20 protein-coding genes are annotated in these 25,015 nt (G+C 62.2%); 5 read left to right on the top strand and 15 right to left on the bottom strand.

The annotated features are described in order from the left end of the window. The 3 genes from FHT28_RS33115 to cydD all read right to left on the bottom strand — a co-directional run. The coding region (locus FHT28_RS33115; RefSeq protein ID WP_168598561.1) for a cytochrome ubiquinol oxidase subunit I at positions 1-101 on the bottom strand (101 nt) is incomplete at its 3' end. Between the two features lie 80 nt (positions 102-181). Then, complete coding sequence (locus FHT28_RS33120) at positions 182-1,873, bottom strand: ATP-binding cassette domain-containing protein (protein ID WP_037197731.1); 1,692 nt, start codon at positions 1,871-1,873, stop codon at positions 182-184. Continuing rightward, a complete protein-coding gene (gene cydD / locus FHT28_RS33125; protein ID WP_246705021.1) occupies positions 1,870-3,561 on the bottom strand; it encodes a thiol reductant ABC exporter subunit CydD in 1,692 nt (563 codons plus the stop codon). The genes FHT28_RS33120 and cydD overlap by 4 nt, the downstream gene beginning before the upstream one ends. Positions 3,562-4,107: 546 nt before the next feature. Here cydD and FHT28_RS33130 point away from each other — a divergent pair. The 5 genes from FHT28_RS33130 (at position 4,108) to FHT28_RS33150 (ending at position 10,311) form a co-directional block, all read left to right on the top strand. After that, positions 4,108-4,563 carry a universal stress protein gene (locus tag FHT28_RS33130; RefSeq protein WP_037197727.1) on the top strand — a complete coding sequence of 152 codons (456 nt, stop codon included), beginning with the start codon at positions 4,108-4,110 and terminating at the stop codon, positions 4,561-4,563. Between the two features lie 118 nt (positions 4,564-4,681). Then, a complete protein-coding gene (locus tag FHT28_RS33135; RefSeq protein ID WP_168598563.1) occupies positions 4,682-5,938 on the top strand; it encodes an arsenic transporter in 1,257 nt (418 codons plus the stop codon). 57 nt (positions 5,939-5,995) lie between these two features. Next, positions 5,996-6,598 carry a TetR/AcrR family transcriptional regulator gene (locus FHT28_RS33140; protein ID WP_047559186.1) on the top strand — a complete coding sequence of 201 codons (603 nt, stop codon included), beginning with the start codon at positions 5,996-5,998 and terminating at the stop codon, positions 6,596-6,598. 41 nt (positions 6,599-6,639) lie between these two features. Beyond that, on the top strand, positions 6,640-7,617 hold the full coding sequence (locus tag FHT28_RS33145; RefSeq protein WP_037197723.1) for a zinc-binding dehydrogenase: 978 nt from the start codon (positions 6,640-6,642) through the stop codon (positions 7,615-7,617). A gap of 354 nt (positions 7,618-7,971) precedes the next feature. Beyond that, complete coding sequence (locus FHT28_RS33150) at positions 7,972-10,311, top strand: heavy metal translocating P-type ATPase (protein ID WP_168598564.1); 2,340 nt, start codon at positions 7,972-7,974, stop codon at positions 10,309-10,311. 72 nt (positions 10,312-10,383) lie between these two features. On the opposite strand, the gene FHT28_RS33155 is transcribed toward FHT28_RS33150, so the two are convergent. From FHT28_RS33155 to FHT28_RS33210, 12 genes are all read right to left on the bottom strand, one after another. Continuing rightward, complete coding sequence (locus tag FHT28_RS33155) at positions 10,384-12,039, bottom strand: GMC family oxidoreductase N-terminal domain-containing protein (protein ID WP_168598565.1); 1,656 nt, start codon at positions 12,037-12,039, stop codon at positions 10,384-10,386. A gap of 14 nt (positions 12,040-12,053) precedes the next feature. Beyond that, complete coding sequence (locus FHT28_RS33160; protein WP_047559174.1) at positions 12,054-12,833, bottom strand: 3-ketoacyl-ACP reductase; 780 nt, start codon at positions 12,831-12,833, stop codon at positions 12,054-12,056. Next, entirely contained in the window at positions 12,830-14,335 is a 1,506-nt protein-coding gene (locus FHT28_RS33165; protein ID WP_168598566.1) for a GMC family oxidoreductase, read from the bottom strand. Before FHT28_RS33165 ends, FHT28_RS33160 begins: the two co-directional genes overlap by 4 nt. 21 nt (positions 14,336-14,356) lie before the next feature. Beyond that, positions 14,357-15,472, bottom strand: coding sequence for an ABC transporter ATP-binding protein (locus FHT28_RS33170; RefSeq protein WP_037197717.1), 1,116 nt, complete (start codon positions 15,470-15,472; stop codon positions 14,357-14,359). A gap of 5 nt (positions 15,473-15,477) precedes the next feature. Continuing rightward, entirely contained in the window at positions 15,478-16,425 is a 948-nt protein-coding gene (locus FHT28_RS33175) for a carbohydrate ABC transporter permease (protein ID WP_168598567.1), read from the bottom strand. Continuing rightward, positions 16,422-17,369 carry a sugar ABC transporter permease gene (locus FHT28_RS33180; RefSeq protein WP_037197762.1) on the bottom strand — a complete coding sequence of 316 codons (948 nt, stop codon included), beginning with the start codon at positions 17,367-17,369 and terminating at the stop codon, positions 16,422-16,424. Before FHT28_RS33180 ends, FHT28_RS33175 begins: the two co-directional genes overlap by 4 nt. 77 nt (positions 17,370-17,446) lie before the next feature. After that, on the bottom strand, positions 17,447-18,709 hold the full coding sequence (locus tag FHT28_RS33185; RefSeq protein ID WP_037197714.1) for an ABC transporter substrate-binding protein: 1,263 nt from the start codon (positions 18,707-18,709) through the stop codon (positions 17,447-17,449). A gap of 87 nt (positions 18,710-18,796) precedes the next feature. Next, on the bottom strand, positions 18,797-20,317 hold the full coding sequence (locus tag FHT28_RS33190) for an aldehyde dehydrogenase family protein (protein ID WP_168598568.1): 1,521 nt from the start codon (positions 20,315-20,317) through the stop codon (positions 18,797-18,799). Then, positions 20,317-21,096, bottom strand: a complete 780-nt coding sequence (locus FHT28_RS33195; protein ID WP_037197711.1) for an enoyl-CoA hydratase/isomerase family protein — start codon at positions 21,094-21,096, stop codon at positions 20,317-20,319. The genes FHT28_RS33190 and FHT28_RS33195 overlap by 1 nt, the downstream gene beginning before the upstream one ends. After that, positions 21,089-22,702 carry an acyl CoA:acetate/3-ketoacid CoA transferase gene (locus FHT28_RS33200; protein WP_168598569.1) on the bottom strand — a complete coding sequence of 538 codons (1,614 nt, stop codon included), beginning with the start codon at positions 22,700-22,702 and terminating at the stop codon, positions 21,089-21,091. Before FHT28_RS33200 ends, FHT28_RS33195 begins: the two co-directional genes overlap by 8 nt. A 9-nt stretch (positions 22,703-22,711) precedes the next feature. Then, positions 22,712-23,716 (bottom strand): Gfo/Idh/MocA family oxidoreductase, encoded by a 1,005-nt coding sequence (locus FHT28_RS33205; RefSeq protein WP_168598570.1) that lies wholly within the window; start codon positions 23,714-23,716, stop codon positions 22,712-22,714. Further along, positions 23,713-24,759: a LacI family DNA-binding transcriptional regulator gene (locus tag FHT28_RS33210; RefSeq protein ID WP_037197708.1), complete on the bottom strand. Its 1,047-nt coding sequence runs from the start codon at positions 24,757-24,759 to the stop codon at positions 23,713-23,715. Before FHT28_RS33210 ends, FHT28_RS33205 begins: the two co-directional genes overlap by 4 nt. Positions 24,760-25,015: the final 256 nt, after the last annotated feature.

The raw sequence follows: 25,015 nt of genomic DNA on the forward strand, positions 1-25,015 counted from the left end.
AGCAGCACGGACAGGCCGAGTGTCAGCGGCACGAACAAGAAGTGATACAGCGCCGTCATGGCAAACTGCAGACGCGATAGCGCCACGATATCAAGTTCCATAGTCTTTCTCCCACCCCCTACGGTGTGTCTGACAGGAATGCGGCGCCATCCGACGCGCCGCGGGCATGCTACTTTGCCCCTCAGTCCGGCCGGAGCCGGTCGAGGAGCATGTCGAATTCCGGTGTGCCGCGCAGCGCTGTGGCGGCGATACGACCGCCGTCCAGGAGCACGATGCGATCGGCGATATCGGCCTCGCGGCGGATGTGCGTGGCAATGACAAGGCTGCGCGCGGCGGCCGCCGAAACCAGCCGTACAAGCACCGCGCGAGCCGTGCCGGCATCGAGGCCTTCCGTCGGCTCATCGAGCAGCCACAGCGGCGTGTCGCGCAACAAAAGCCTTGCAAGCGCCAGCCGGCGCGATTGTCCGCCGGACAGGCCGCTGCCGCCTTCGCCGAGACGGCTCGAAAGGCCGCGCGGCAAGGCTTCGATATCCTCGAGCAAACCGGCGGTGGCGAGCGCGCGGCGCAGCCGGCTATCGTCCGCATGCGGATCCGCCAGCCGCAGATTGTCGCGCACCGTGTCCTGAAACAGCTCGCTGCGCTGTGTCAGCGTCGCCGCCGGCAGAGAGGCAACCGTGCCATTGGTTGCAGCGATCTCGCCTGCGAGCAGCGCCAGCAATGTCGACTTGCCGACACCGCTCGGGCCGACGATGGCCAACCGTTCACCGACCGCCAGCGACAGGGATAGATCGCGCAGGACCGGCAGCGCCGTGCCTTGATGCCCGACGACGACACCTGCCATCTGGAAGGCATGCTCCGCGTCCGGCCCGATAATCCCCGGCGCAGCAGAAACCGGCGCCAGCCGGGGCGCAATGCGTTTGGCGGCAAGCAACGTCCGCCCGAGTTCAAGGGCACCACGACGCATGGCCGCAAAGGGCTCCGTGGCGGCGAAAGCGACCAGCAGTGCGAAAGCGGCGGCAGGCGTTCCAATCGTTCCCTGCTTGGCAAGCAGGGCGACGGTCAGGAGCGTTGCTGTCAAAAGTAATGTGGAGGCCAGCGAAAAGCCTGCAGCGACAGCGGTGTCGATCCGGTTGAGGGCATCGTCGGCCTGCGCCAGCCGTTGATCGGCCACGGCAATGGCCACCCGTTGCGCCTGCAACCGCCCGACCATTGCAAGGTCCGTCTGGCCGGCGACGAGATCGATGCTCCGGGCGCGCAAGGCTTCCATGGCATGGACGCGACGCCGCCCCGGCTTCAACGCAAACTGTCCCGCCGCGAGCGAAAGGCCAAGACAGATGGCAACAAGCCACAGTCCCGCCAGGCCACCAAACAGCGGATCGATGAAACAGAGCGCGATCATGACCGCGAAAGCGGCAAGGACGGCAACGCCGGCCGGCACCAGCACGCGCAGATAGAGCGAATCGAGCGCATCGACATCGTTCGTCAAGCGGAAGAGCAGCTTTGCCGGCCGGCGCATCATCGCTGCGGCGGCAGCCGGCTGCGCCCAGCCGCGAAACAGCCGCTCACGCAGCGCTGCGAGCACCTTGAGCGTCGCATCATGCGTCACGATTCTCTCGCCATAGCGAGCCGCCGTGCGGCCGATCGCAAGCAGGCGTATGCCGGCGGAAGGCGCAAAGACGTCGAAGACCATGGCGCTGGTGACCGTCAGGCCGGCAAAGGCCGAGGCGGTGATGAACCAGCCGGATAGTCCGAGCAGCGCAGTACCGGCAAGCGTTGCCAGTGCCGACAGGCCGGCGCCGAGACCAAGGCTCGCGCCGCGCTCGACCGAGAACAGCCTGATGACCGGAAGAAGGATAGAGAGAGAGCGTCTCATGCAGCCACCCTCCGCGCCGGTGCCTCCAGACGAACGACACGGCCGAGACGTCCTGCCAGCACCGGATCATGTGTGGCGACGATCAGCACACGGCCCTTGGCAAGCGCAAGCAGCGCATCCGTCACGGCAGCCGCCGTTTGCGCATCGAGATGGGCAGTCGGCTCGTCGGCAAGGATGATGTCGGCGTGTTCGCCGACCATCATCCGGGCAAGCGCCAGCCTCAATGCCTCGCCGCCGGAAAGACCGAGACCGCCCTCTCCGACCGCTGCAACCCTCTCGGCAGTAAAGACCTCGTCGAGCGCCACATTCCGGAGGGCATTTGCAACCGCATGACCATCGATGCCGGTTCGTCCCAGCGCAATATTCCCTATGACACTACCAGCGAACACATGAGGCGACTGCCCGATCCACGCCATTCGCCGGCGCAAGCCATCCGCCGTATCATCCCGCAGCGGAATGCCGCCGACACGAATCACGCCGGCTTCATGCGGCGCCAGGCCGGCAATCAGCGACAGAATGGCCGTCTTGCCGGAGCCGCTGGCGCCCCATAGAGCGATATGTTCGCCTGGAGCGACGGAGAGATCGAAATGATCGATGACAGCCCTCCGCTCCGCACCATGGCGGAAGACCAGACCTTGGATCTCGACCGAGGCAGGGCCGGTGGATATGCACGGCTTCGCATCGCTGCCGCCGAGAATCGTTTGTTGCGACGATGCCAGATCCTTCAGCGCCGCAAGGGCCGCTTCTCCGGCTGCCCGGTCGTGCCAGACTGCCGACAATTCACGCAACGGCTCGAAGAAGGCGGGTGCGAGCAGAAGAATGAAGAGCCCCTGCGTCAATGTCAGGCGACCATCCCAAGTGCCGATGTCGATCGAGCCGAGTAGGCTGAAGCCGACATAGACGGCCATCGCTGCAACGCCGAGAGCGGAGAAAAATTCCAATACCGCCGACGACAGGAAGGCGATTCTCAACACCGCCATGGTGCGAACCCGCAACGACTCCGCGTCCCCACGCAATCGCAGCGCCGTCGCATCGACAGCACCGAGAGCGCGAATGGTGGCAAGTCCGCGCAGCCGGTCGAGCAGAAAAGCGTTGATGCCGCCGGTCTCGGCGAGCTGTTTCTCGCTGGCGGCTTTGGCACGCCAGCCGATCAACGCCATGAAGATCGGGATCAGCGGTGCGCAGAGAGCGAGGATCACGGCCGCTACCCAGGAAATCGGCAGGATGCAGACGAACATGACGAGCGGCACCACGCTTGCCTTCAAGCGTGCGGGACGAAATCGCTGGAGATAAGGAACAATCGCTTCGGCCTGCTCACCCAGCATGCTCGCCGCCAGACCGGATGCGGGCCTGGCGCTATCCAGGGGCGAGCGGAGTGCGAGTGCTGCCGTTGCAGCCGAACGATGCGCGGTCAGCTCCCGGCGTGCCGCCTGGAAAGCCAGCCGCCCGCCAGCCGCATCCAGGGCGGCACGCAGGATGCCAAGGCCCAAGACGATGGCAGCGGGTATCGTCAGATCCGACACCCCACCACCTTCGCTGATCGCTCCCACGCCAACGGCGAGCATGGCGGCCTGCCCTATCCACACCAGAGAAGATAAGCAGAGCAAAGCCGACGCAAAGCCCAAACCGGCGAGCCGTTCCGCGGACCGGCGGGCGGCTGCACCACGAGCATCGGCGCTTGCAGACATGCTTGGGCCACCAGCCTCTCGTCTTTCCAACATTCCATCGCCGGTAGAGGAAACACTCACGCTAGCCTGCCCTTTCCAATTCCATGCCCTCAAGAAGGGCCAATCGCCGAACCCGGAACACACTTGCTGCAACCGATGATATCGTAGCCCAACTAATATGACTGGCTTTCCGCTCCTTGTCAGCGCCAGAATAGCGACGCCGGCTCGCCGATGGGTTGCTGCCATGGCAAGTTGTTCGCGAAATAGTACTAGTGCATTTTTTGCACTGCACAAAAGCGCAGGATGTCGCAGGGCACCGCCACAAAGAGGGCAGATTGACGCAGAACGAGGCATTTCGACTATTCGTACAGGCTGTTCAACGCGATTTCCTTCAATCCCAAAGCGCGGCTGTGTATTGCTCCGCATCATTCCCGATACAAGACTTGACGGGCGCCGTCGTTATCGATGTGTTGGGTACGGATCGGTTTGCGCAAGCGAGAGTTGACGGAGAACTTGCGGGCCGGCTTAGGCGACCGCCCGGTATCGACGCATTTTATGGAGATTGAGATGTATGCGAAAATCATTTGTGCGATAGGGCTCGGATCACGCGAGCGCGCCGAACGTTTGTTGCGCACGTCTCAGGCTCTCCTGACGCCGGGCGGCGAGTTGACCATCGTGCATGTCATCGAACGCTCTCCTTCCGGAGACGAGAGCCCGGATAAATGGGCGGTCTCCGTCATCGGGGAAGCCGAGGAAAAGCTCAATGCACTCTGTAAGCGTCTCGGTATAATCGCCTCCATCGACGTACGCATGGGGACTGCATCGAAAACCTTGTTAATCGTCGCCAAGGAGAAGAAGGCTGATTTGATCGTCCTGGCAACTCATGCGTCCGATATCCTCGACCGCATATTCGGTTCAACGGTCGAGTACGTCACCCGGCACGCCGAATGTTCCGTTCTCATCGATCGAGCCGAGAAATCCGACCATAGCGCAACAACAAAGGGCAAAGGGAAGCAGACGTAGCGCTCCGTCGCGCCACATGATTCTGACCGCTTCTGTTGAGCGACGCCATAGTGACCGCTTGCGCTGCCGTTCAACAGTGTTACATACCCGCTCCCGTCACCTATCCAAGACGATCTATATGACCGAAGCCGCCATCACCTGGAGCATCGCCGGCCTGACCGCCATAGGGGTCGTCACACGTCCGTTCCGATGGCCGGAAGCGGTCTGGGCCGTGTTCGGCGCGGCGCTCCTGCTTGCCTTCCGGCTTATCGGGCCGGCAGACGTGTGGGCCGGCGTGTCCAAGGGCTTCGATGTCTATCTGTTCCTGATCGGCATGATGCTCCTGTCGGAGCTTGCCCGGCGAGAAGGATTGTTCGATTGGGTAGCGGCGATCGCCACCTCGCATGCCAAAGGCTCGCCTCGGCGGCTGTTTCTGCTCGTCTATGTCGTTGGCGTTGTCGTGACCGTGTTTCTCTCGAACGATGCGACCGCCGTCGTCCTGACACCCGCCGTCTACGCGGCCTGCCGCGCGGCCCGGGTCAAGGACCCCATGCCCTACCTATTGATCTGCGCCTTCATCGCCAATGCCGCCAGTTTCGTGCTGCCGATCTCCAACCCGGCCAACCTCGTCATCTTCGCCGGTGGCGAGATGCCGCCCCTATCGCGGTGGATGCAGACCTTCATGTTGCCGTCGATCGTCTCGATCGTCGTGACCTTCGCCTGTCTCTACTGGACGCAAAGACGCGCATTGGCGGAGGACAGCATCGCACGCAGCGTCGAGGAACCCGCCCTTTCGCACAGCGCCCGGCTGGCCGGATGGGGACTTGTGGCGACAGCCGTCATTCTGATCGGGGCATCGGCCATGAACGTCGATCTCGGGATCCCGACGTTCGCCGCCGGCGTCACCACGACCATCCTCGTCCTCGCGCTCACCCGGCAGAGCCCGGTCGAGACCATCCGCGGCATCAGCTGGAGCGTGCTGCCTCTCGTTGCGGGACTGTTCGTGATCGTCGAGGCGGTCAATCATACCGGCTTGACCGCTCTTTTGTCCGGCAAGCTGGCTTCGCTTGCGGCTCAATCCCAGGGGCAGGCAGTCGGCGCGGCGGGCCTTTCCGTCGCGATCGTCTCCAATCTCGTCAACAACCTGCCGGCAGGCCTTTTCGCCGGCAGCGCAGTACAGGCGGCCCATGTTCCGGACGCCATAGCAGGTGCAGTACTGATCGGCGTCGATCTCGGTCCCAACCTGTCGGTGACCGGTTCGCTCGCCACGATCCTGTGGCTCGCTGCCCTGCGTCGCGAAGGCCTTCATATGGGCGCATGGGCCTTTCTGAAGCTCGGCATCGTCGTGATGTTTCCGGCACTAATCCTCTCGCTGGCAGCACTTTCGCTGATATGACGGGCAAAGAATCCCGGCGTCGTAGACGACCGGTCGATTATTTGTTACGCACGGATCATGACGACCAGAAGAAAATCTGATCTGACGCGTAACCACATCCTCGCGATCGGGCGAGAACTGGTGCTGCGAAAGGGTTTTGGCGGCGTTGGCCTGAAGGAACTGCTCGAGCAAAGTGCAGTGCCGAAGGGATCGTTCTATTATTATTTTGCGTCCAAGGAAGCCTTCGGCTGTGCTCTGCTGAAGGAATATTGCGCCGACTATGCAGAGCGGCTCGACGCTCTGTTCGGCTGGAAGGGCAATGGCCGTCAAAGGCTGATGCACTATTGGCGTGCATGGGTTTCCGACGATCATGCGGCCAGCCTCGCGGATCGCTGCCTCGTCGTGAAACTCGCAGCGGAGATATCCGACCTTTCCGAAGGCATGCGTGTGATCCTGCTCGGCGGCGTCGAGGATCTCATCCGGCGCATTACCAAAACAATCACCGAGGGTCGCGACGATGGTTCCATTGCGCCTTCATGCGTCCCGGAAAAGATGGCCCGGTCGCTTTACAGCCTGTGGCTTGGTGCAGCGATCCTGGCCAAGCTTGGAAAGGACAAGACACCGCTCGACCAGGCAATGCTTGCCACCGAGCAAGCACTTTCCCTACCCGGCAGCCTTTGATCCAGGCCCGGACCAGCACATGAACATACAAGGAAAACAGAATGCGTAGTGCCATCCATGATGTCTTCGGCGATCCTACCACGGTCCTTCGCCTCGCCGACATGCCCCTTCCCGAACCTGCTGCGGGAAGCGTGCGGATTCGCACCATTCTGTCGCCCATTCACAATCATGACCTTTGGACCGTCCGCGGCGCCTACGGCTACAAGCCGGTCTTGCCCGCCATCGGCGGCAGCGAGGCGGTGGGTATCGTCGATGCTGTCGGCGCTGGCGTCGATGTGACGCTGGTCGGCAAGCGCGTCGTTGCGGCCGGTGTCCATGGAACCTGGGCCGAGCAATTCATCGCGCCCGCTGCAAGCCTCGTTCCGGTGCCCGATGTCATCACCGACGAGGCCGCCGCCCAACTCATTGCCATGCCATTCAGTGCTATTGCGCTTCTGGAGTTCCTCGATGTCGGCCGTGGCGATTGGATCATCCAGAATGCAGCGAACGGAGCAGTCGGCAAGACCCTGGCCATGCTGGCGCATAGTCGCGGCGTACACGCGGTCAATCTCGTCCGGCGGGATGCCGGCGTAGACGAGCTGGCCGCGTTCGGCATCGAGAATGCGGTCTCGACCGCCTCTCCGGATTGGAAGGCCAAGGTGCGCGCCATCATTGGCGACGCACCGATCCGTGCCGCCGTCGATTCCGTCGGAGGCGTGGCGAGCAACGACCTTGCCGACCTCTTGGGCGAGAACGGCCTTCTGGTTTCCTTCGGCACGGCAGCCGGCAAGCCGATGCAGATCGCATCCGGCGCCGTCATCTTCAAACAGCTGACGATCAAGGGGTTCTGGGGCAGCAAGATCAGCGCCGCCATGTCCGCCGACGAGCGCCGCCGGCTGATCGAAGAACTCATCGCGCGCGTTGCCTCAGGTGATGTCAAGCTGCCGGTGGAAGCGGCCTATGATATCACGGAGATCGCCCAGGCGGTAAAGTCCTCGCTGACACCGGGCAAGGCAGGCAAGGTTCTATTGAAACCGTAGCTTTCAGGCAGCGCTCGCCGCCCGCCGGTTCCCGGATCGGCCACCGGCTCCTTGCACGAGCAACCATTCCCTCTCCATGAGTCGCCCCTGGCCGCAAAGCGTTCGGTGAGATAGCCGGCGAGTAAATTCAAACGCTTCGCCTCGAAACACGCGTCTCGTTGCGGAGCGTGTCCAGCTGCTGCACGCGCGCGGGTCAGTTGCAGCAGCGGCGCTGAGACTGCATAGCCGCACTCCATGCCGATAGATTGCCGCCGACAGCAAGCGGCCACCGCGAAAATTCCATAAAAATGCTCTTGTCCCTCTAGTTACTAGAGGATGTAGCAATGGTTCCACGACCCAATCTGGAACCCGAATATGACTTCGACAACACAACAGAGCCGCTATCGCGTCGATGGCATGGACTGCGCTTCCTGCGCTGCGAAGATCGACACGGCCGTTCGTCGCCTGCAGGGCGTTGAGGACGTTTCCGTATCGGTCACGGCAGGCACAATGACAGTCAAACATCAGGGCGATGACACTCTCGCGCCGGCAATTGCCAAGCGCGTGACGGGACTGGGTTACAAGATCATTCCGCTTCCTCAAAGTAGCGCGCCCGCGGCCAAGGAAGACGAAAGCCATGTCTGCGGCTGTGGCCACGACCATCATGATCACCAGGCACAAGGCCATGATCACAAAGATCACAATCATGATCATGGCCACGGCGATCGTGATCGTGGAACCGGAAGCCATGAGCATGCTCATCCGGGACACAGCAACGACGCAAATGGGCACGCGGCGGCCGTTGCCGGTGTCCATGGACACGATCATGGGCCGAACATCGGACCATGGTGGAAATCTGCAAAGGGCCGATTGACGATCGCCAGCGGCATCGCACTTGTCGTGGCCTGGGCCATTGGCAAACTCGTGCCTGGACTGGAGGGTTGGATCTTCACCGCCGCCATGCTTGTGGGTTTGTTGCCGATTGCCCGGCGCGCCTTCATGGCCGCAATGGTCGGAACGCCGTTCTCGATTGAGATGCTGATGACGATCGCGGCGATCGGCGCTGTTATCATCGGCGCCAGCGAGGAAGCAGCAACCGTTGTCTTCCTCTTCCTGATCGGCGAGCTGCTGGAAGGCGTTGCGGCCGGCAAGGCCCGTGCCAGCATTCAATCGCTGACGGAGCTGGTTCCCAAAACCGCCCTCGTCGAGCAGAACGGCAAGACCCGCGAAGTACAGGCGGAGAGCCTGTCCGTCGGTGCCGTCATCCTGGTGCGCCCGGGGGACCGAATTCCCGCCGACGGCACGATCCTGTCTGGCGAAAGCGCCATCGACGAAGCGCCCGTCACCGGTGAGAGCACGCCCGTGCGCAAGGGGGCCGATGCGACCGTCTTTGCCGGCACCGTCAACGGCGATGCGGCGCTGCGCATTCGCGTTACGGCGGCCGCTGCCGACAACACGATCGCCCGCGTGGTCAAGCTGGTCGAGGAGGCGCAGGAATCGAAGGCGCCGACCGAGCGCTTCATCGACCGCTTCTCGCGCTATTACACGCCGGGCGTCGTCGTTGTCGGCGCGCTCGTCGCCGTCGTCCCGCCGCTTCTGCTGGGCGGCAACTGGGGCGAATGGGTCTACAAGGGCCTGGCCATCCTGCTGATCGGCTGCCCCTGCGCCCTCGTCATCTCGACGCCGGCGGCAATCGCGGCCTCGCTGTCATCAGGCGCCAGACGCGGTCTACTCCTCAAGGGTGGCGCCGTGCTGGAGAATATCGGCAAGGTGACCGCAGTCGCCTTCGACAAGACAGGCACGCTGACGGAGGGCAAGCCCAAGGTCACGGATATCGTCGGCCTCGGCACGGGCGACGCAGAGGTGCTGCGATTGGCGGCTGCTCTCGAAACCGGCTCGAACCATCCGCTCGCGCGGGCGATCCTCGATCGCGCCGCCGCGGACGGTACGGAAGTGCCATCGGTCATCGATGCAAAGGCGATCGGCGGCAAGGGCGTGAGCGGCACGGTTGACGGCATCGAGGTCTTCCTCGGTTCGCCGCAGGCGGCGGCTGACAGAGTTTCCCTTGCCCCGGAACAATCGGCACGGATCGCCGAACTCAACGACGAGGGAAAGACCGTCTCCGTTCTGGTGGTCAGGGGCGTGGCCGCCGGCCTGTTGGCAATGCGCGACGAACCGCGGGCCGATGCCGCGGCGGGCTTGAAGGCACTTGCGGATGCCGGCATCAAGACGATCATGCTGACCGGCGATAACAGGCGCACTGCACAGGCCATCGGCAAGACGCTCGGCATCGAGGTGAAGGCGGAGCTGCTGCCTGAAGACAAGCAGCGCATCGTCGGCGAGCTGAAACGCCAGGGCCTTCGGGTCGCCAAGGTCGGCGACGGCATCAATGACGCGCCTGCGCTCGCCGCCGCCGACGTTGGCATTGCCATGGGCGGCGGAACCGACGTCGCGCTCGAAACGGCCGACGCCGCCGTGTTGCATGGCCGCGTCGGCGACGTCATCGAGATGATCGACCTTTCGAAGCGGACGATGAGCAATATAGGCCAGAACATCACCATCGCTCTCGGCCTGAAGGGTGTTTTCCTGGTCACGACGATCGTCGGCGTCACCGGTCTCTGGCCGGCGATCCTCGCCGATACCGGAGCGACGGTGTTGGTCACCATGAACGCACTGCGCCTGCTCGGCGGGAAGCGGCGGCAGATCGAAGCCTGACGGCCGCGGCGGATCTCTCGGGGATATCAAGCAACTCGTCCCGAAACCCGCCTGTCCACAACACCGTTTTGCCTAACGGATAGCGACACGCGCCCTCGGGCGCGCGTCGTTTCGCTCATGGGCAAAAATCTGAGCCGGGAGCGGCGGAAGCTCTCGAATGATATCCGCGCCCTTCTCGCCGACCATGATCGTGGGTGCATTGGTGTTGCAGGAGGGAACGCGTGGCATGACAGAGGAATCGCAGACCCGCAGCCCTTCCAATCCACGAACCTTCAGGTCAAGGCCGACAACGGCATCCGGACCGGTGCCCATCTTGCAGGTGCCGACCGGATGGTGGTCGGTCTTGGCATTGGCGCAGCCATAATCGAAAAGCTGTTCGTCGGTGACGACCTTCGGGCCTGGAAGGCGCTCGGCAAGCACGAACGGCTTGAGGGCCGCCTGCTGCATGATCTCGCGCGCAACCTTCAAGCCTTCCAGCGACATCGCCCTGTCGTGAGGATCCGACCAGTAGTTCGGATCGATCAATGGAGCGGCGGCGGGGTCCGATGAGGAGAGCCGGACCGTCCCCCTGGACCGGGGATGAAGATAGGCTGAATTCAGCGTGACGCCGGCATTCTTGAGGCGCTCGACGCCCGCCTCGATCCCCGAGCCGAGGCCGAGGTGAAACTGGATGTCGGGAGAACGCGCCTCGGGATCGGCATACCAGAAGCCGCCTGTCTCGAAGAGGGAAGACGCCACGGGACCCGTCCTGAACAGCATATATTCGAGCCCGGCCCACAGCGTCCTGTGGAGTTTTGCCACGCCGTCATAGGTATGGTCGCCGGTGCACTCCGCGATCACGAAGAGATCGAGATGATCCTGCAGGTTCCCGCCGACCCCCGGAAGGTCGTGCAGGACCTTCACGCCGACCGATCGCAAGTGATCGGCGGGGCCGATACCGGATTGCAGCAGCAGCTTGGGCGAGCCGATCGCACCTGAGGAAACGATAACCTCCCGCTCCGCCCGCACGATCTCCGACCCTTGTTGCGACGCGATTTCGACACCGACAGCCCGCGCCCCTTCGAGGACAATGCGTGCCACGCGCGCGCCGGTTCTGACCGTCAGGTTCTTCCGCTGCTTGATGGGTGAAAGATAGGCGAGCGAGGCGGAGGAGCGGCGGCGATTGCGCTGCGTTAGCTGATAGAAGCCGACGCCGGCCTGTTGGCGGCCGTTGAAATCATGGTTGTAGGGAATGCCGAGTTCCTGGCCGGCACGAATATAAGCATCACAAATCGGCAAGGCGGAAACCGGCATGGAGACGCCGAGCGGCCCGCCATAGGAGTGATAATCATCCGCAAAACGCTGATTGTCTTCGGCGCGCTTGAAATAGGGAAGGATGGAACGATAGTCCCAGCCTTCGCAGCCGTCCACGCTGGCCCATAGATCGTAGTCCACCGCGTTGCCGCGCGTGTAGAGCTGTGCGTTGATCGACGAACCGCCGCCGATGACCTTGGCTTGCGTATAGCGAAGAACCCTGCCCTTCATGTGTTTCTGGGGTACCGTCTCCCAGCCCCAGCTGGCCACTCCCTTGGTCATCTTGGCAAAGCCTGCCGGCATGTGGAAGAGCGGGTTCCAGTCTCCGCCTCCCGCCTCCAGCAGCAGCACGTTGACATCCGGGTCTTCGCTCAGCCGATTGGCCAGAACGCATCCCGCCGGTCCAGCGCCGGTAATGATATAGTCGAAACGCATATCTCAAATCCTGTCTACAAACGGGGAATGGACAGACCGCCATCCGCATCGATCACCGTGCCGGTGGCAAAAGCGAAGTCGCCGGAGGCGAGCGCGGCGCAGATCCTGCCGATGTCCTCTGCTTCGCCCCACCGTTTCATCGGCACCAGCCCGCCCTCGATCAGCGTGTCGTATTTGGAGCTGACGCCTGCGGTCATATCCGTGCGGATGATGCCGGGGCGGACTTCGAAGACAGCGATGCCGGATTCGGCAAAACGCAAGGCGAGCCCTTGCGAAAAGGCGGCAAGCCCGGCCTTGCTGATGCAGTAATCCAGTCGTTCGGGTGAGCTCGCTTCCGCCGATACGGACGTGATGTTAATGATCGAGCGCGGGTGCGAGCGACTGCCGGACACCAGCATCGCCTTGACCACAGCCTGGGTGAAGAAAACGGTGCCCTTGAGATTGGTCGCCAGGATCGCATCGAAATTCTCGGGCAGCAGCTCGAGAAAATCGCCGCGCACGACCGCGGCCATGCCGGCATTGTTGACGAGGCAATCGATGCGGCCAAAGCGCCCCAGAATGGCGTGGACGGTTGCGTCATGCTTTCCGACATCGGACAGATCGGACTGAATGTAGAATGCATCACCGCCAAGAGCCTTGAGCCCGGTGATCACCTCCTCAGCGGTCTCCTCGGGTCCGATGCCGGTAATGACGATGCTGTAACCGGCCTTTGCGAGCGCGGACGCTATGCCGAGGCCAATGCCCCTCCGTCCTCCGGTGATGACCGCGACCGGCCGTTCAACCTTGTCTGTCATGCGTTCAGGTCCTTGGATGCGATGTGATCGGCGACGCGCAGAGCCTGACTGGCAACCGTGAGCGCTGGGTTCACGGCTGCCGAGGTCGGCAGGAAGCTCGCGTCGACCACAAAGAGGTTCGGATGGTCATAGGCACGGCAATAGATGTCGAGCGGTGCGCTCGCCGGATCATTGCCGATCCGGACCGTGCCGCATTGATGGGACGGAGTACGCTTGTCGAAGGGACGCGAGAGCACGAGCGGAAAACCGATGGATTTCAGTATGTCCTTGAGCTTGGCGACCAGTGCGAGATGGGCGTCCCAGTTGGTGCGCTGCCATTGCAGGACGATGCGATCGCCATCGATCATGACACGGCTTTCCGGGTTCGGCATATCCTCGCTCATCGCATAGAAATCGATCGCCCGGTTCGTCATCTGTCCGAGCACCCACTCCGGCACCTTCGGCAGCGAACCCTTGAGTACCTTGGCGGAAATCCTGCCCAACAGCTGAACATTGCCGAGGGGCGGGCCGCCATTTCCGTCGGAGAGATAGAAATCATTGAAGCCGAAGGTCTTCTGGTAGACGGAGGTGTTGCGATAGGTCGGCGACACGCCGATCACCGCCGAGGAATTGTGGTTCATGAAGTTCCGCCCGACCTGGTCGGACGAATTCGCCAACCCTTTCGGGTGCCGGTCATCGGCCGAGCGCAAGAGAAGCACCGCCGATTGCACCGCGCCGGCGGACAGGATGACGAGCTTGGGTGAAAGCCTGATCTCCTCACCGTTCATCTGGTAGACAACGCTGGCGATCCTGCCGTCCGCCGCAGCTTCGAGCCTTGTTACCCGCGCACCCGTCTGAAGGCGGACATTGCCGTGCTTCAGAGCAACGGCAAGGGCCACCGTTTCAGCATCCATCTTGCCGTCATGCGAATTCGGATGGGCATCCCAGGGCGTCTTGGCCTTGGCAAGCCAGGCCTCGAGATCGATGCCCAACGGCAGAGAATAGGGATGGAGGCCCTTTTCCTTCAGCCGCGCCCTGACCTCGGCGATTGGCGCCTCGTCGGGAACCGGCGGGAAATCATAGCCGAGCGAATGATTTGGTTCGGTCGGATCCTCGTCGAGGCGTCCCCGAACCTGATACATGCGCTCGGCGCGGCTGTACCAGGGTTCCAGCACGTCATAGGAGAACGGCCAGGCGGGAGACACGCCCTCGCGATGCTGCATCTCCTCGAAGTCTTCCCTGCGGTAACGAACGAGGACTGCCCCATAGAACTTTGAATTTCCACCGACATTGTAATAGTTTCCCGGATTGAAGCCGGTGCCGCCGGCCTCGTACCAGGTCTCCTTCGGGCGAAAATGGCCCCGTTGAAAGATCGCCCTCTGGTCCCGGTTTTCGGGACGATCGGCGATATGATCGCCGGCCTCGAGGATCAGGATCTCGGCTCCCGTCGCCGCCAGCCCGGCCGCGACCGTCGAGCCACCGACGCCCGAACCTATGATGACGATGTCAGGTGTTTTGCTCATGTCGATATCTCTGATGCCGTCTCACGCAATCCGCATCTGGCTTTGCGGATCGAAGAAAACAGCCTTGTCGAGATTGAAGGCGAGGCGTGCGTGCTGGCCTGCCTGGATGCGTGCATCCGCACGCAGCCGGGCGACGACCTCCTTGCCGCCGAGCTTGATGACGGCGAATGTGTCGGAGCCCGCCGGTTCGACCACCTCGATCAGGCAATCATTTTCGGCCACCGTCTTCGCATTGCGATCGGCGCCGTCCGGATCGGTCAGCGCCTCGGGGCGAATGCCGAAGACGATCGCACGTCCGGCATGCGCCTCCAGCTGCTCGCGGCCCGCAGCGATCGGCAGTCTGATCGGCTCGCCATCCGCGCGCGCCAGCGAGACGGAAAGCCCGGTGTTTCCCTTCTCGATCGTTCCGGAAAGCAGGTTCATGGCGGGCGATCCCATGAAGTCGGCGACGAACATATTGGCCGGATTGTTGTAGATTTCCGCCGGCGAGCCGAACTGCTGCAGAACGCCGTCCTTGAGAACGGCGATCTTTGTCGCCAGCGTCATGGCCTCGATCTGGTCATGCGTCACATAAACGATGGTCGTCTTCATCCGCGCGTGCAGGCGCTTGATCTCCGTGCGCATATCGACGCGAAGCTTGGCATCGAGATTGGACAGCGGCTCGTCGAAGAGGAACAGCTTGGGATCGCGCACCAGGGCGCGGCCCATGGCGACACGCTGGCGCTGGCCGCCCGAGAGCTGGCTCGGCTTCCGATCGAGCAGATGACTGATCTGCAGGACCTTGGCGACCTCGTCGATCGCCTTCTTGCGCTCTTCGGCGGGCACGCCGCGCATCTCCATGCCGAAGGCGATGTTGCCGGCCACCGTCATGTTCGGATAGAGCGCATAGCTCTGGAACACCATGGCGATGTCGCGCTTGGAGGGATGCAGACCGGCGATGGAACGTCCGTCGACGCGGATGTCACCCTCGCTGATCGCCTCCAGGCCGGCGATGGTATTGAGCAGGGTGGACTTGCCGCAACCGGACGGTCCCACGAGAACCAGAAAGCCGCCCTTCTCAAGCTCGAGGTCGATGCCTTTCAGGATATCGAGTGCGCCATAGCGCTTCTTCAGTCCGGAAATTTCAAGAAAAGCCATAGCGATTATCCTTTGACAGCGCCCGCCATCAGACCGCGCACGAAGTAGCGGCCAGCGAGTATGTAGACGATGAGCGTGGGGACGGCGGCAATCATGGCGGCGGCCATGTTGACGTTGTATTCGACCACGCCGGTCGAGGTGTTGACGACATTGTTGAGCGCCACCGTCATCGGCATGGAATCACCGGTTCCCGCATAGGCCGAGGCGAACAGGAAGTCGTTCCAGATGTTGGTGAACTGGTAGATGACCGTCACGACGATGATCGGCAGGGAATTCGGCAGCATGATGCGGCGGAAGATCTGGAAGAAGCTCGCGCCGTCGACCTGCGCTGCCCGCACCAGTTCGGTCGGGAAGGCTTCATAGTAGTTCCGGAAGAACAGCGTGGTGAAGCCGAGGCCGTAGACGACGTGAACGAAGACCAGGTTGACCGTCGAATTGCCGAAGCCGAAGCTGAAACCCGTCGCATCCTGCAGCGTCACGCCGAAGCGCCCGAGAGCGCCGAGGATCGTCGCCATCGGCAGCAGCACCGACTGGAACGGGATGAAGCAGGCAAACAGCATCAAGCCGAACACCAGCGTATGGCCCGGAAAGCGCCACTTGGTCAGCACGTAGCCGTTCAAGGCGCCGAAGATCGTCGAGATCGCCACCGCCGGCACGACCATCGTGATGGAATTCCAGAAATAGCCCTTGATGCCGGCGCAGGTGAGGCCGACGCAGGCTTCGCCCCACGCCTTCAGCCATGGGTCGAAGGTGGGAGACTGCGGCAGGGCCAGCATGTTGCCGTTCTGGATCTCGTCCATGGTCTTGAACGAGGTGACCAGCATCACGAAGAGCGGGGCGAGATAGAAGAGCGCAAAAAGCAGCAGCAGGCCGTAGATCACGACACGGCCGATCCATCGGCCGCGATTGCCGCCATGCGCCAGCCCGACGGCAGGAGAAACAACGGAACTCATCGCGCCTTCTCCTTCAGTTCGGAGTAAAGATAGGGAACGATGATCGCCGAAATGGTCATCAGCATGATCACGGCGCTGGCCGAACCAACGGCCATTTCATTGCGCTTGAAGGTATATTCATACATGAAGTTGGAGGGCAGCCAGGCCGAGCCACCGGGGCCGCCCGATGTCAGCGCCACCACAAGGTCGTAGGATTTGATCGCCATGTGCGCGAGCACGATGAAAGCGGACAGGAATACCGGCCTTAGCAGCGGAATGATGATGCGACGGTAGAGCTGGAAGGGCGAGGCGCCATCGATCTGCGCCGCCTTCATGATCTCGCTGTCGATGCCGCGCAGACCGGCGAGGAACATCGCCATGATGAAGCCGGACGCCTGCCAGACACCGGCGATGACGACGGTGTAGATGACGAAATCCTTGTTCTTGATCCAGTCGAAATGGAAGCTCGTCCAGCCGAACTGATGCAAGGTCTGCTCGAGGCCTAGACCCGGGTCCAGGAACCATTTCCAGGCAACGCCCGTCACGATGAAGGAAAGCGCCATCGGATAAAGAAAGATCGGCCTGAGCACGCCCTCGCCGCGGATCTTCTGATCGAGCAGGATCGCCAGCAGCAGCCCAAGCGCCAGGCAGATGAAGATATAGAGGAAGCCGAAGATCCCCATATTGACGATCGAGGTATACCAGGACGATGGCGGATCGCTTTCGAACGTCCAGCGCCAGAGCCGCTGATAGGCGCGCGGGCCGGTCAACGCATAGGACGGAAAGGTCTTGGAGTTGGTGAAGGACAGATAGACGGTCCAGAGAATGAAGCCGTAGACGAAGACAAGCGTGATCGCGAAGCTCGGCGCAAGCACGATCTTCGGCAGGGCATCTTGCAGGCGCGCGCGCAGAGAAACCGCGGGCCGCCGCGCCGACACCGGTTCCGTGGTAGCAACTGAGCTCATGAGGTCCATCTTCTCCCAATGATATGCTCGCTATCGGAGGCTTCCCCGCCAGGGCGGGGAAGCCGTTCTCGACCCGATCAGCGGGCGTCGTCGATCGCCTGAACGAGCTGCTTGACGGCCTCGTCAGACGTCTTGATCTGGCCGTGGACGAACTTCGAGACCACGTCCTTGTAGGCATTGGCGATCGCCGGCGGAGCGCCGTAGCCCTGGGCGAGCGAGCCGAACAGCGTGCCGCCTTCGTTGGCGGCCTTCAGGTCGGCGATGCCCTTCTTGCCGCAGGCGTCGAAGGCGGTGTCCGGAACGTCGGTGCGGGCGGGAACCGATCCCTTGACGACGTTGAAGGCCGACTGGAAGCTCTTCGACAGCGTTGCGGTCGCAAGTGCTACCTGAGCGGCCTTGCGGTCGGCAGGAACGTTGAACATGCCGAACATGTCGGAGTTGTAGATCACGCTGCCTTCGGTGCCGGGGAAGCGGTAGCACAGGTAGTCTGTCCCTGGGGTTTTCTTGGCGGCGACGAATTCGCCCTTGGCCCAATCGCCCATGACCTGAACGAGCGCGTCACCCTTGATGACCATCGCGGTCGCAAGGTTCCAGTCACGGCCGGAGAAGTTCGGGTCGACGTATTTGACGATCGTGGCGAGGTTGTCGAAGGACTTCTTCATCGTGTCGGACTTCAGCGAGGCCTCGTCGAGGTCGTTGAAGGCCTTCTTGTAGAATTCCGGGCCGCCGGTCGAAAGGACGATCGAGTCGAACATCGTCGCTTCCTGCCAGTTCTGGCCGCCGAGCGCGAGCGGAACGACGCCGGCCGCCTTTGCCTTGTCCAGAAGCGCGATCAATTCGGCAAAGGTCTTCGGCTGCTTGCCGCCGATCTTGTCCATGACAGCCTTGTTGATCCAGAGCCAGTTGACGGAGTGAACGTTGACCGGAGCTGCGACCCACTTGCCGTTATAGACGGCGAACTTCTGCAGAGCCTTCGGAACCGACTTGTCCCAGCCTTCCTTCTTGGCCGTCGCGGTCAGGTCGCCCATGACGCCTTCCTGGGCGTAGTCGAGCACGGTATAGCCCAGCATCTGCGAAGCCGTCGGATAGTTTCCGGCAGCAACCATGGCCTTGAGTGCCGTCATGGCCGCGTCACCGCCGCCGCCGGCGACCGGAACATCCTTCCAGGCATATCCCTCCTTGGAAAGATCCTGCTTGAGCACGTTCAGCGCCGCAGCCTCGCCGCCGGATGTCCACCAGTGCAGCATCTGCACCTCTTTTACATCAGCGGCGCGAGCGGACGCGCCGGCACCCGCGACTGCAAGTGCGATCATTGCAGTCGTCGTCAAAAACTTACGCATTTAAAACCTCCCAGTTTTGCAATTTTTAGATGCGAGACCCATTCTCGCATCTATTCCCCGCCCTCCTCAGGCGTAGTCTTCCGCTGGCTAGGCCAGCTTTTCCTTCTGCGGCATCCACCAGCTGGTGCGGCTGCCGACGTGCATGTTGAGTGTCTTGGTCTCCGTATAATCCTCCACCGCGTGGCGGCCGAGCTCGCGCCCGAGCCCGGACTGCTTGTAGCCGCCGAAAGGAAGCTCAGGGGTACCATCCATGAACGTGTTCATCCAGACGGTTCCTGCACGGACTCTTCTGCCGATTGTCAGGCAAGTATCGAAGTCGCGGCTCCAGACGCCGGCCGACAGGCCGTAGTCGATCGAATTCGCGATTTCTATTGCCTCGGCGGTCGTCTCGAAGGTCAATACCGACAAAACAGGGCCGAAGACTTCCTCGCGCGCAACCGCCATATCCGGCGTCACACCGGACAGGATTGTCGGCGCCATGAATTGCCCCATGCCAAGGTCGAGAGTGCCGCCGCCGTGCGCCACGTCCGCACCGCCGTCCCTTGCCTTGGCGACGTAACCGGCAATCTTGTCAAAGTGTTGCGGCGTTATGATCGCGCCCACTTGCGTGCTGGGATCCAGCGGATCGCCGACCCTCACATTCTGCGTGAGATCGGCGACGCGCTTGACGACTTCGGATGCAATGCTCTTGTGCAGGATCAGTCGAGAGCCGGCATTGCAGCATTCGCCGGCATTGAAATAGGCGCCGAAAACGGCGGCATCGATGAAGGCGTCCAGATCGGCGTCCGGGAAGACGATCTGCGGGTTCTTGCCGCCGAGCTCGAGCGACACCTTCTTCAACGTCTGTGCCGCATTGGTCATGGTGAGCTTGCCGACGCCGGTGGAACCGGTGAAGGACACCATGTCAACGTCGGGATGGGATGTCATGACGGCGCCGACCTCGGGGCCGGTTCCTGTGACGATATTGACCACGCCGTCCGGCACGCCCGCCTCCTGCAGGATCCCGCCGAGGACAAGCGTCGAGCCCGACGTCAGTTCGGATGGCTTGACAACTGTCGTGCAGCCGGCCGCCAGGGCGAAGGGAAGCTTCTGACCGACGATCAGGAACGGGAAGTTCCAGGGGGTGATGATGGAGACGACGCCGATCGCCTCGCGCAGAACGACACCGAGTGTTCCCTCGCCGAGCGTATTGTAGCTTTCGCCATGCAGATCGCGCGCGAGTGCCGCCGCATAGCGCCAGATATCAACGGAGCCGGCGATCTCGCCGCGCACCTGGCTGATCGGTTTGCCGGCCTCTATCGCATCGAGATAGGCAAGCTCTTCTGCCCGCGCCGCGATGAGATCGGCGGCCCTCAGAAGAACAGCTGATCGCTCGGAGGCCGTCATTCGCGGCCAGGGACCATTGTCGAACGCCTTGCGGGCGGCCGCGATCGCCCGTTCGGCATCCGCCTTGCTGCCGGCCGGAAAGCGGCTGACCACGACGCCGTGGCTAGGGGCGACGCGCTCGATCGGCCTGGCATCGCCTGCCTGCCACCGGCCGTCGATCAGCATTTTGAAATCCCGCGCCTCATGAGAGCTCAGCGCCTTTGGCTTCACCGGAATCGTCATCACCATTCTCCCTTGAACTGTGCCGGGCGCTTTTCGCTGAAGGAAGCGACGCCCTCTTTCAGATCGCCTGTCTTGGCGGCGAGTATAGACCCCAGCGCCTCGACGGCGGTGCCGTTGTCCTCGCCGTTTGCCGAAGCGACCAGCAGCTTCACGATTTCCAATGCAGCAGGTCCGCGCGCGGCCACGCGCTGCGCATAATCCTTGGCCGCGGCGACAGCGTTGCCGCTCGGGGTGACCGCATCGACGACGCCCAGATTACGCGCCTCCTCGGCCGTGAAGATTTCTCCACCGAGCGCCATACGGCGAACGACTTGTGCGCCGAAGCGTTTGACGAGGCGCTGCGTGCCGGACCAGCCCGGCACCATGCCGAGGCCCGTCTCGGGCAATCCGATCTTGATGTGCTCCTCGGCGATCCTGATATCCGCCACGCCGGCAAGCTCCAGGCCGCCGCCAAGGGCATGGCCATTAAGAGCCGCGATCAGAGGAACGCGAAGGGTCGCCAGTCTTTCGAAAACGCGATGGCCGTAGCGAACCCAGGCGTGTCCGAACTCCTGCGGCTCCATTCCGCCCCAGGCCTTGATGTCGCCGCCCGCCGAGAAGCCCTTGCCCTCGCCCGTCAAAATCGCAACCCGAACGGCGCCGTTTGCCTCGACTTCATCGGCAGCATTGCCGAGTGCCTTCAACATATCCAGATCGAGAGCATTGAGCTTTTCCGGCCGCGAGACCGTCATGACTGCGATGTGCCCGTCTATCTCGACCTTCACCGTGCCGCTAGCCATGGAACGTCCCCTTCAGAACGCGGGCGTCTTTCTTCGGCAGGGAAAGGCCGATATTGCCTTCCGCAAAGAGTCCGGCGTCCATCACCTTGAGATCCGCTGCCACGGTGAGCGGGAATTCGGATTGCTCGAGAACATGTGTCTGCAGATCGATGCCCGGCGCGATCTCGGTCAGTACGATGCCGGCCGACGTCAGCTTCATCACGCAGCGTTCGGTGACATAGGTGATGTCCTGACCCTGCTCGACTGCCCGCTTGCCGGAGAAGGTGACATGCTCGACTTCGTTCACCAATTTCTTGAGCTTGCCTTCCTTCTCGATGACCAGCCTGCCGTTGACGACCGCGATCTTGGCGCCCGCATTGAACATGCCGGAGAAGACGATTTTCCTGGCGCGGGCGGTGATATCGACAAAGCCGCCGGCTCCGGCCGTCACATGCGGCCGGAAGGACAGTTTCGAAACGTTGACGGATCCGTCCCGGCCGATCTCGAGGAAGGACAGGAGCGAAGCGTCGAAACCGGCGCCCTGGAAATAGGTGAACTGATAGGGGGACGGCATATAGGCATCGGCGTTGGATGCGCAGCCGAAAGCAAAATCGAGGAGCGGAACGCCACCGACGGCACCTTGCTCGATGACCCAGGTGACCGCCCCATGCAGCCCCTCTTCCAGCAGGATGCGCGGCACATTTGCCGAGATGCCGAAGCCGAGATTGACGCAACTGCCGGCCTGCAGTTCCTGCGCCACGCGTCGCGCGATTACCTTCTGGATGTTGAATTCAGGAACGCGGAACGTGTCGAGCGGACGAAAAATCTCGCCTGAGATCGCCGGATCGTACAGGGTCTGGGTCGTCTGCTTCTGCTCGGGATCGACGATCACATAGTCGACCAGCATTCCGGGAACGCGAACATCATGCGGCTTCAGCGAGCCTTCCTTGGTGATCCGCTTGACCTGGGCAATGACGATGCCGCCATTGTTGCGTGCGGCAAGCGCCTGGTCCAGACCACCCAGATAGGCGCCCTCGTGCTCGTAGGTGAGATTGCCGCGCTCGTCCGCCGTCGTCGCGCGAATGATCGCGACCTGCGGAACGATAGCAGGAAAATACAGCCATTCATCGCCTTCGAAGGACACGCGCTTGACAACCGGCTCTTCGCTCGCGGCGGCATTCATCGCGCAGCCCTGACGCTTGGGATCGACGAAGGTCTCGATCCCCACCTTGGTCAAGACTCCCGGACGCTTGGCAGCGGCCTCCCGGTGCATATCGAAGAGGATGCCTGACGGGATATTGTAGGCGGGAATTTGGTTATCCGTGATCATCTGCCAGATGAGCGGCGGTTCGGCGGTGGACGGTCCGGACGGATAGGAGCCGCCGATGATGCGCTTGAGCAGGCCTTTCTTGGCAATATGGTCGACACCCCTAATGCCGCTCATGTCGCCTGCCGCGATCGGATGCAGCGTCGTGAGATTGCGCGGATGCCCCGTCTCATCGAAGCGCTCGCCGATCGCCTTCAGCATCAGATCGGGGCAGCCAAGACCGCTTGACGATGAGACCGAGACGATGGCTCCATCGGGGATCAGGGCGGCGGCTTCGGCCGGAGTGATGTGTTTGCTCATATGCATAATCTAGAGTCCGGTTTTTATCTTGACGGCCGCGCCGCTTCTTGCGGCCTCGACGACGGCGAGGCCGGTTGCGAGCGACCAGATTCCATCCTCGGCTGTAGCGGCAGGACGCCCCTTCCCCGCCACGGCGGCGTGGAAGGCTTCGAGCGCGGTCTGGTAGAGGTTCTTGTCGGTCGTCGGCAGCTCCTGCTCGCCCTCGGCCGTCCGCAATATCACGGTGCCGATCGGCCGCTGCGTCATGACGTTGCGAGCGATGAGCGATCCCTCGGTTCCATGCACCTCGAAGCCGGTGTCGGCATATTTCACCGTAAAGGCATCATGGAACTGGGCGATGACACCGTCCTCGAAGCGCATCACGCCCATGACGGCATCTTCCAGCCCTTCCCTGCCCATTCCGCCCGACTGTGAGAAAGCCGTGACCTCAACCGGGTTACGCCCGAGGACAAAGCGCAGCGTATCGGCGTCGTGAACCGTGATGTCGAGGATCACGCCACCGCCGGCGGCCGGCTTCTCGATCCTCCAGCCCTGAAGATGCGGCGGCAGATAGACGGCGTGGAACACCCGAGCCGCCAGCGGCTTGCCAATCTTGCCGGAGGCGATGGCATCCCTCATGGCGATATGGGTCGATGCATTGCGAAGATGATGATTGGTCGCCAGAACGACGCCGGCATCCTTCGCCGCCTTTGCCATAGCATGCGCATCGTCAAGCGACATTGCCAGCGGCTTCTCGCAAAGCACATGCTTGCCGGCGCGAGCCGCGGCAATCGCCTGGTCGCGGTGCAGCTCGTTGGTGGTCGAAATATAGACGGCATCGATCTGCGGATCCGACACAAGCTCCGAGACCTGCGAAACCGACCGGCCGATACCGTTTTCAGCAGCGTAGGCTCGTGCGCGCTCCGGGCTCGAACTCATGACTGACACCACCTCGCCGCCAGCAGCGCGGATGGCGCCGATGACCCATTCGCGGGCGATGGTGCTTGCGCCGATAAGACCCCAACGAACAGTCATGCCAATTCCTCCCTTGATTTTCTCTGCGCGGCACCGCAGCTCTCGCGAACGACGAGACGCACGGCCGCGGTCACGTTCTCCGCCTCCACCTTTCCCGCATTGATCTGCTTGAGAAGAAGCTGAGCCGCACGCCTGCCCATGCCCTGCGGATCGACTGAAATCGTCGTCAGCGCGGGCACTGCAGTCTGTGCCTCGATCACATCGTCGAAACCGACGACGGCGAAGTCACGGCCGGGCTCCATGCCACGCGCGCGAAGCCCGTCGCAGACGCCGAAAGCGACCGCATCATTGAAGCAGACGGCCGCAGTCGGCGGATTGCCCATCGCCATGGTGCGAGCAATCGCATCCGCACCGCCGGCTCTCGATGGAGCCGATGAAACAATCAGCTCGTCGTCAAAGCCGAGACCGACTTCCACCACTGCATCCCGGTAACCGGTCAAGCGCTCGGCGAAAACGGCCGTATTGGGAAAGCCGCCCAGGAAGGAAATTCGCCTATGGCCAAGCGAGGCCAGATGCCGGACTGCCGCCGCCGTTCCTTCGTGATTGTCGGATACGATCGAGGAAACCTTGGCGCCGGGCAGGCTGCGCACCGCGACGACGACCGGGATGCCGGCTGCGACCAACGGCTTGAAATCGGCTGCTTCCGTTGCACGGGCCGGCGAAACGATCAGGCCGGAAATGCCATGCTCGCGCATGGACGCAATGACCTCGCGCTGGCGATCGATGCTTTCGCTCGTATTCGACAGAAACTGCACGAAACCCGCGGATTGAACGACCATATCGACTCCCACTGCCAGCTCCGCGAAGAAACTGTTGGTGAGGTCGTTGACGACGACACCGATGATCTTCGACTTCGCGCCCGTCTGCCGGAGCGTGGCGGCGCCACGATTGTAGACATAGCCGAGCTCCCGCATCGCGGCACTGACCTTCACCCGCGTGCCCTCATTGACCAGAGGGGACCCCTGAAGCACCAGCGAGACGGTCGACTTTGAAACGCCGGCAGCCTTCGCGATGTCTATGACGGTAACCCGTCCCCCGGCCATATAATCCTCCCTGCTAATTCTCTAAGCAATTAATTGGAACGTTCCAATTATGTCAAGAGCGTTTTTCCAAATTCAGATCGATAGCCGCCACATCTTTTCTGCCATTTCGCAGATACCCATTGTTTTAAATAGGTATTTCTGTCTACTTCGTAGCAGCAATCGCCAGCGCTAGTATTTTTCGGCAAATTAGCGGATCCCCAAAATAGCCTCTTGCAATTTGGAACGATCCAAATTAATGGGTCGTTCAATCTTGTGA

It is taken from the genome of Rhizobium sp. SG570 (assembly GCF_012275345.1).
Classification (GTDB): Bacteria; Pseudomonadota; Alphaproteobacteria; order Rhizobiales; family Rhizobiaceae; genus Rhizobium; species Rhizobium lusitanum.

Excerpts from the sequence above, each read along its gene's own strand:
- FHT28_RS33130 (WP_037197727.1), top strand. The coding sequence starts at position 4,108 with ATGTATGCGAAAATCATTTGTGCGATAGGGCTCGGATCACGCGAGCGC.
- FHT28_RS33200 (WP_168598569.1), bottom strand. The coding sequence starts at position 22,702 with ATGAGCAAACACATCACTCCGGCCGAAGCCGCCGCCCTGATCCCCGAT.
- cydD (WP_246705021.1), bottom strand. The coding sequence starts at position 3,561 with ATGTCTGCAAGCGCCGATGCTCGTGGTGCAGCCGCCCGCCGGTCCGCG.
- FHT28_RS33145 (WP_037197723.1), top strand. The coding sequence starts at position 6,640 with ATGCGTAGTGCCATCCATGATGTCTTCGGCGATCCTACCACGGTCCTT.
- FHT28_RS33210 (WP_037197708.1), bottom strand. The coding sequence starts at position 24,759 with ATGGCCGGGGGACGGGTTACCGTCATAGACATCGCGAAGGCTGCCGGC.
- FHT28_RS33140 (WP_047559186.1), top strand. The coding sequence starts at position 5,996 with ATGACGACCAGAAGAAAATCTGATCTGACGCGTAACCACATCCTCGCG.
- FHT28_RS33185 (WP_037197714.1), bottom strand. The coding sequence starts at position 18,709 with ATGCGTAAGTTTTTGACGACGACTGCAATGATCGCACTTGCAGTCGCG.
- FHT28_RS33160 (WP_047559174.1), bottom strand. The coding sequence starts at position 12,833 with ATGACAGACAAGGTTGAACGGCCGGTCGCGGTCATCACCGGAGGACGG.
- FHT28_RS33205 (WP_168598570.1), bottom strand. The coding sequence starts at position 23,716 with ATGACTGTTCGTTGGGGTCTTATCGGCGCAAGCACCATCGCCCGCGAA.
- FHT28_RS33195 (WP_037197711.1), bottom strand. The coding sequence starts at position 21,096 with ATGGCTAGCGGCACGGTGAAGGTCGAGATAGACGGGCACATCGCAGTC.
- FHT28_RS33170 (WP_037197717.1), bottom strand. The coding sequence starts at position 15,472 with ATGGCTTTTCTTGAAATTTCCGGACTGAAGAAGCGCTATGGCGCACTC.
- FHT28_RS33155 (WP_168598565.1), bottom strand. The coding sequence starts at position 12,039 with ATGCGTTTCGACTATATCATTACCGGCGCTGGACCGGCGGGATGCGTT.
- FHT28_RS33175 (WP_168598567.1), bottom strand. The coding sequence starts at position 16,425 with ATGAGTTCCGTTGTTTCTCCTGCCGTCGGGCTGGCGCATGGCGGCAAT.
- FHT28_RS33150 (WP_168598564.1), top strand. The coding sequence starts at position 7,972 with ATGACTTCGACAACACAACAGAGCCGCTATCGCGTCGATGGCATGGAC.
- FHT28_RS33120 (WP_037197731.1), bottom strand. The coding sequence starts at position 1,873 with ATGAGACGCTCTCTCTCTATCCTTCTTCCGGTCATCAGGCTGTTCTCG.
- FHT28_RS33180 (WP_037197762.1), bottom strand. The coding sequence starts at position 17,369 with ATGAGCTCAGTTGCTACCACGGAACCGGTGTCGGCGCGGCGGCCCGCG.
- FHT28_RS33190 (WP_168598568.1), bottom strand. The coding sequence starts at position 20,317 with ATGACGATTCCGGTGAAGCCAAAGGCGCTGAGCTCTCATGAGGCGCGG.
- FHT28_RS33165 (WP_168598566.1), bottom strand. The coding sequence starts at position 14,335 with ATGAGCAAAACACCTGACATCGTCATCATAGGTTCGGGCGTCGGTGGC.
- FHT28_RS33135 (WP_168598563.1), top strand. The coding sequence starts at position 4,682 with ATGACCGAAGCCGCCATCACCTGGAGCATCGCCGGCCTGACCGCCATA.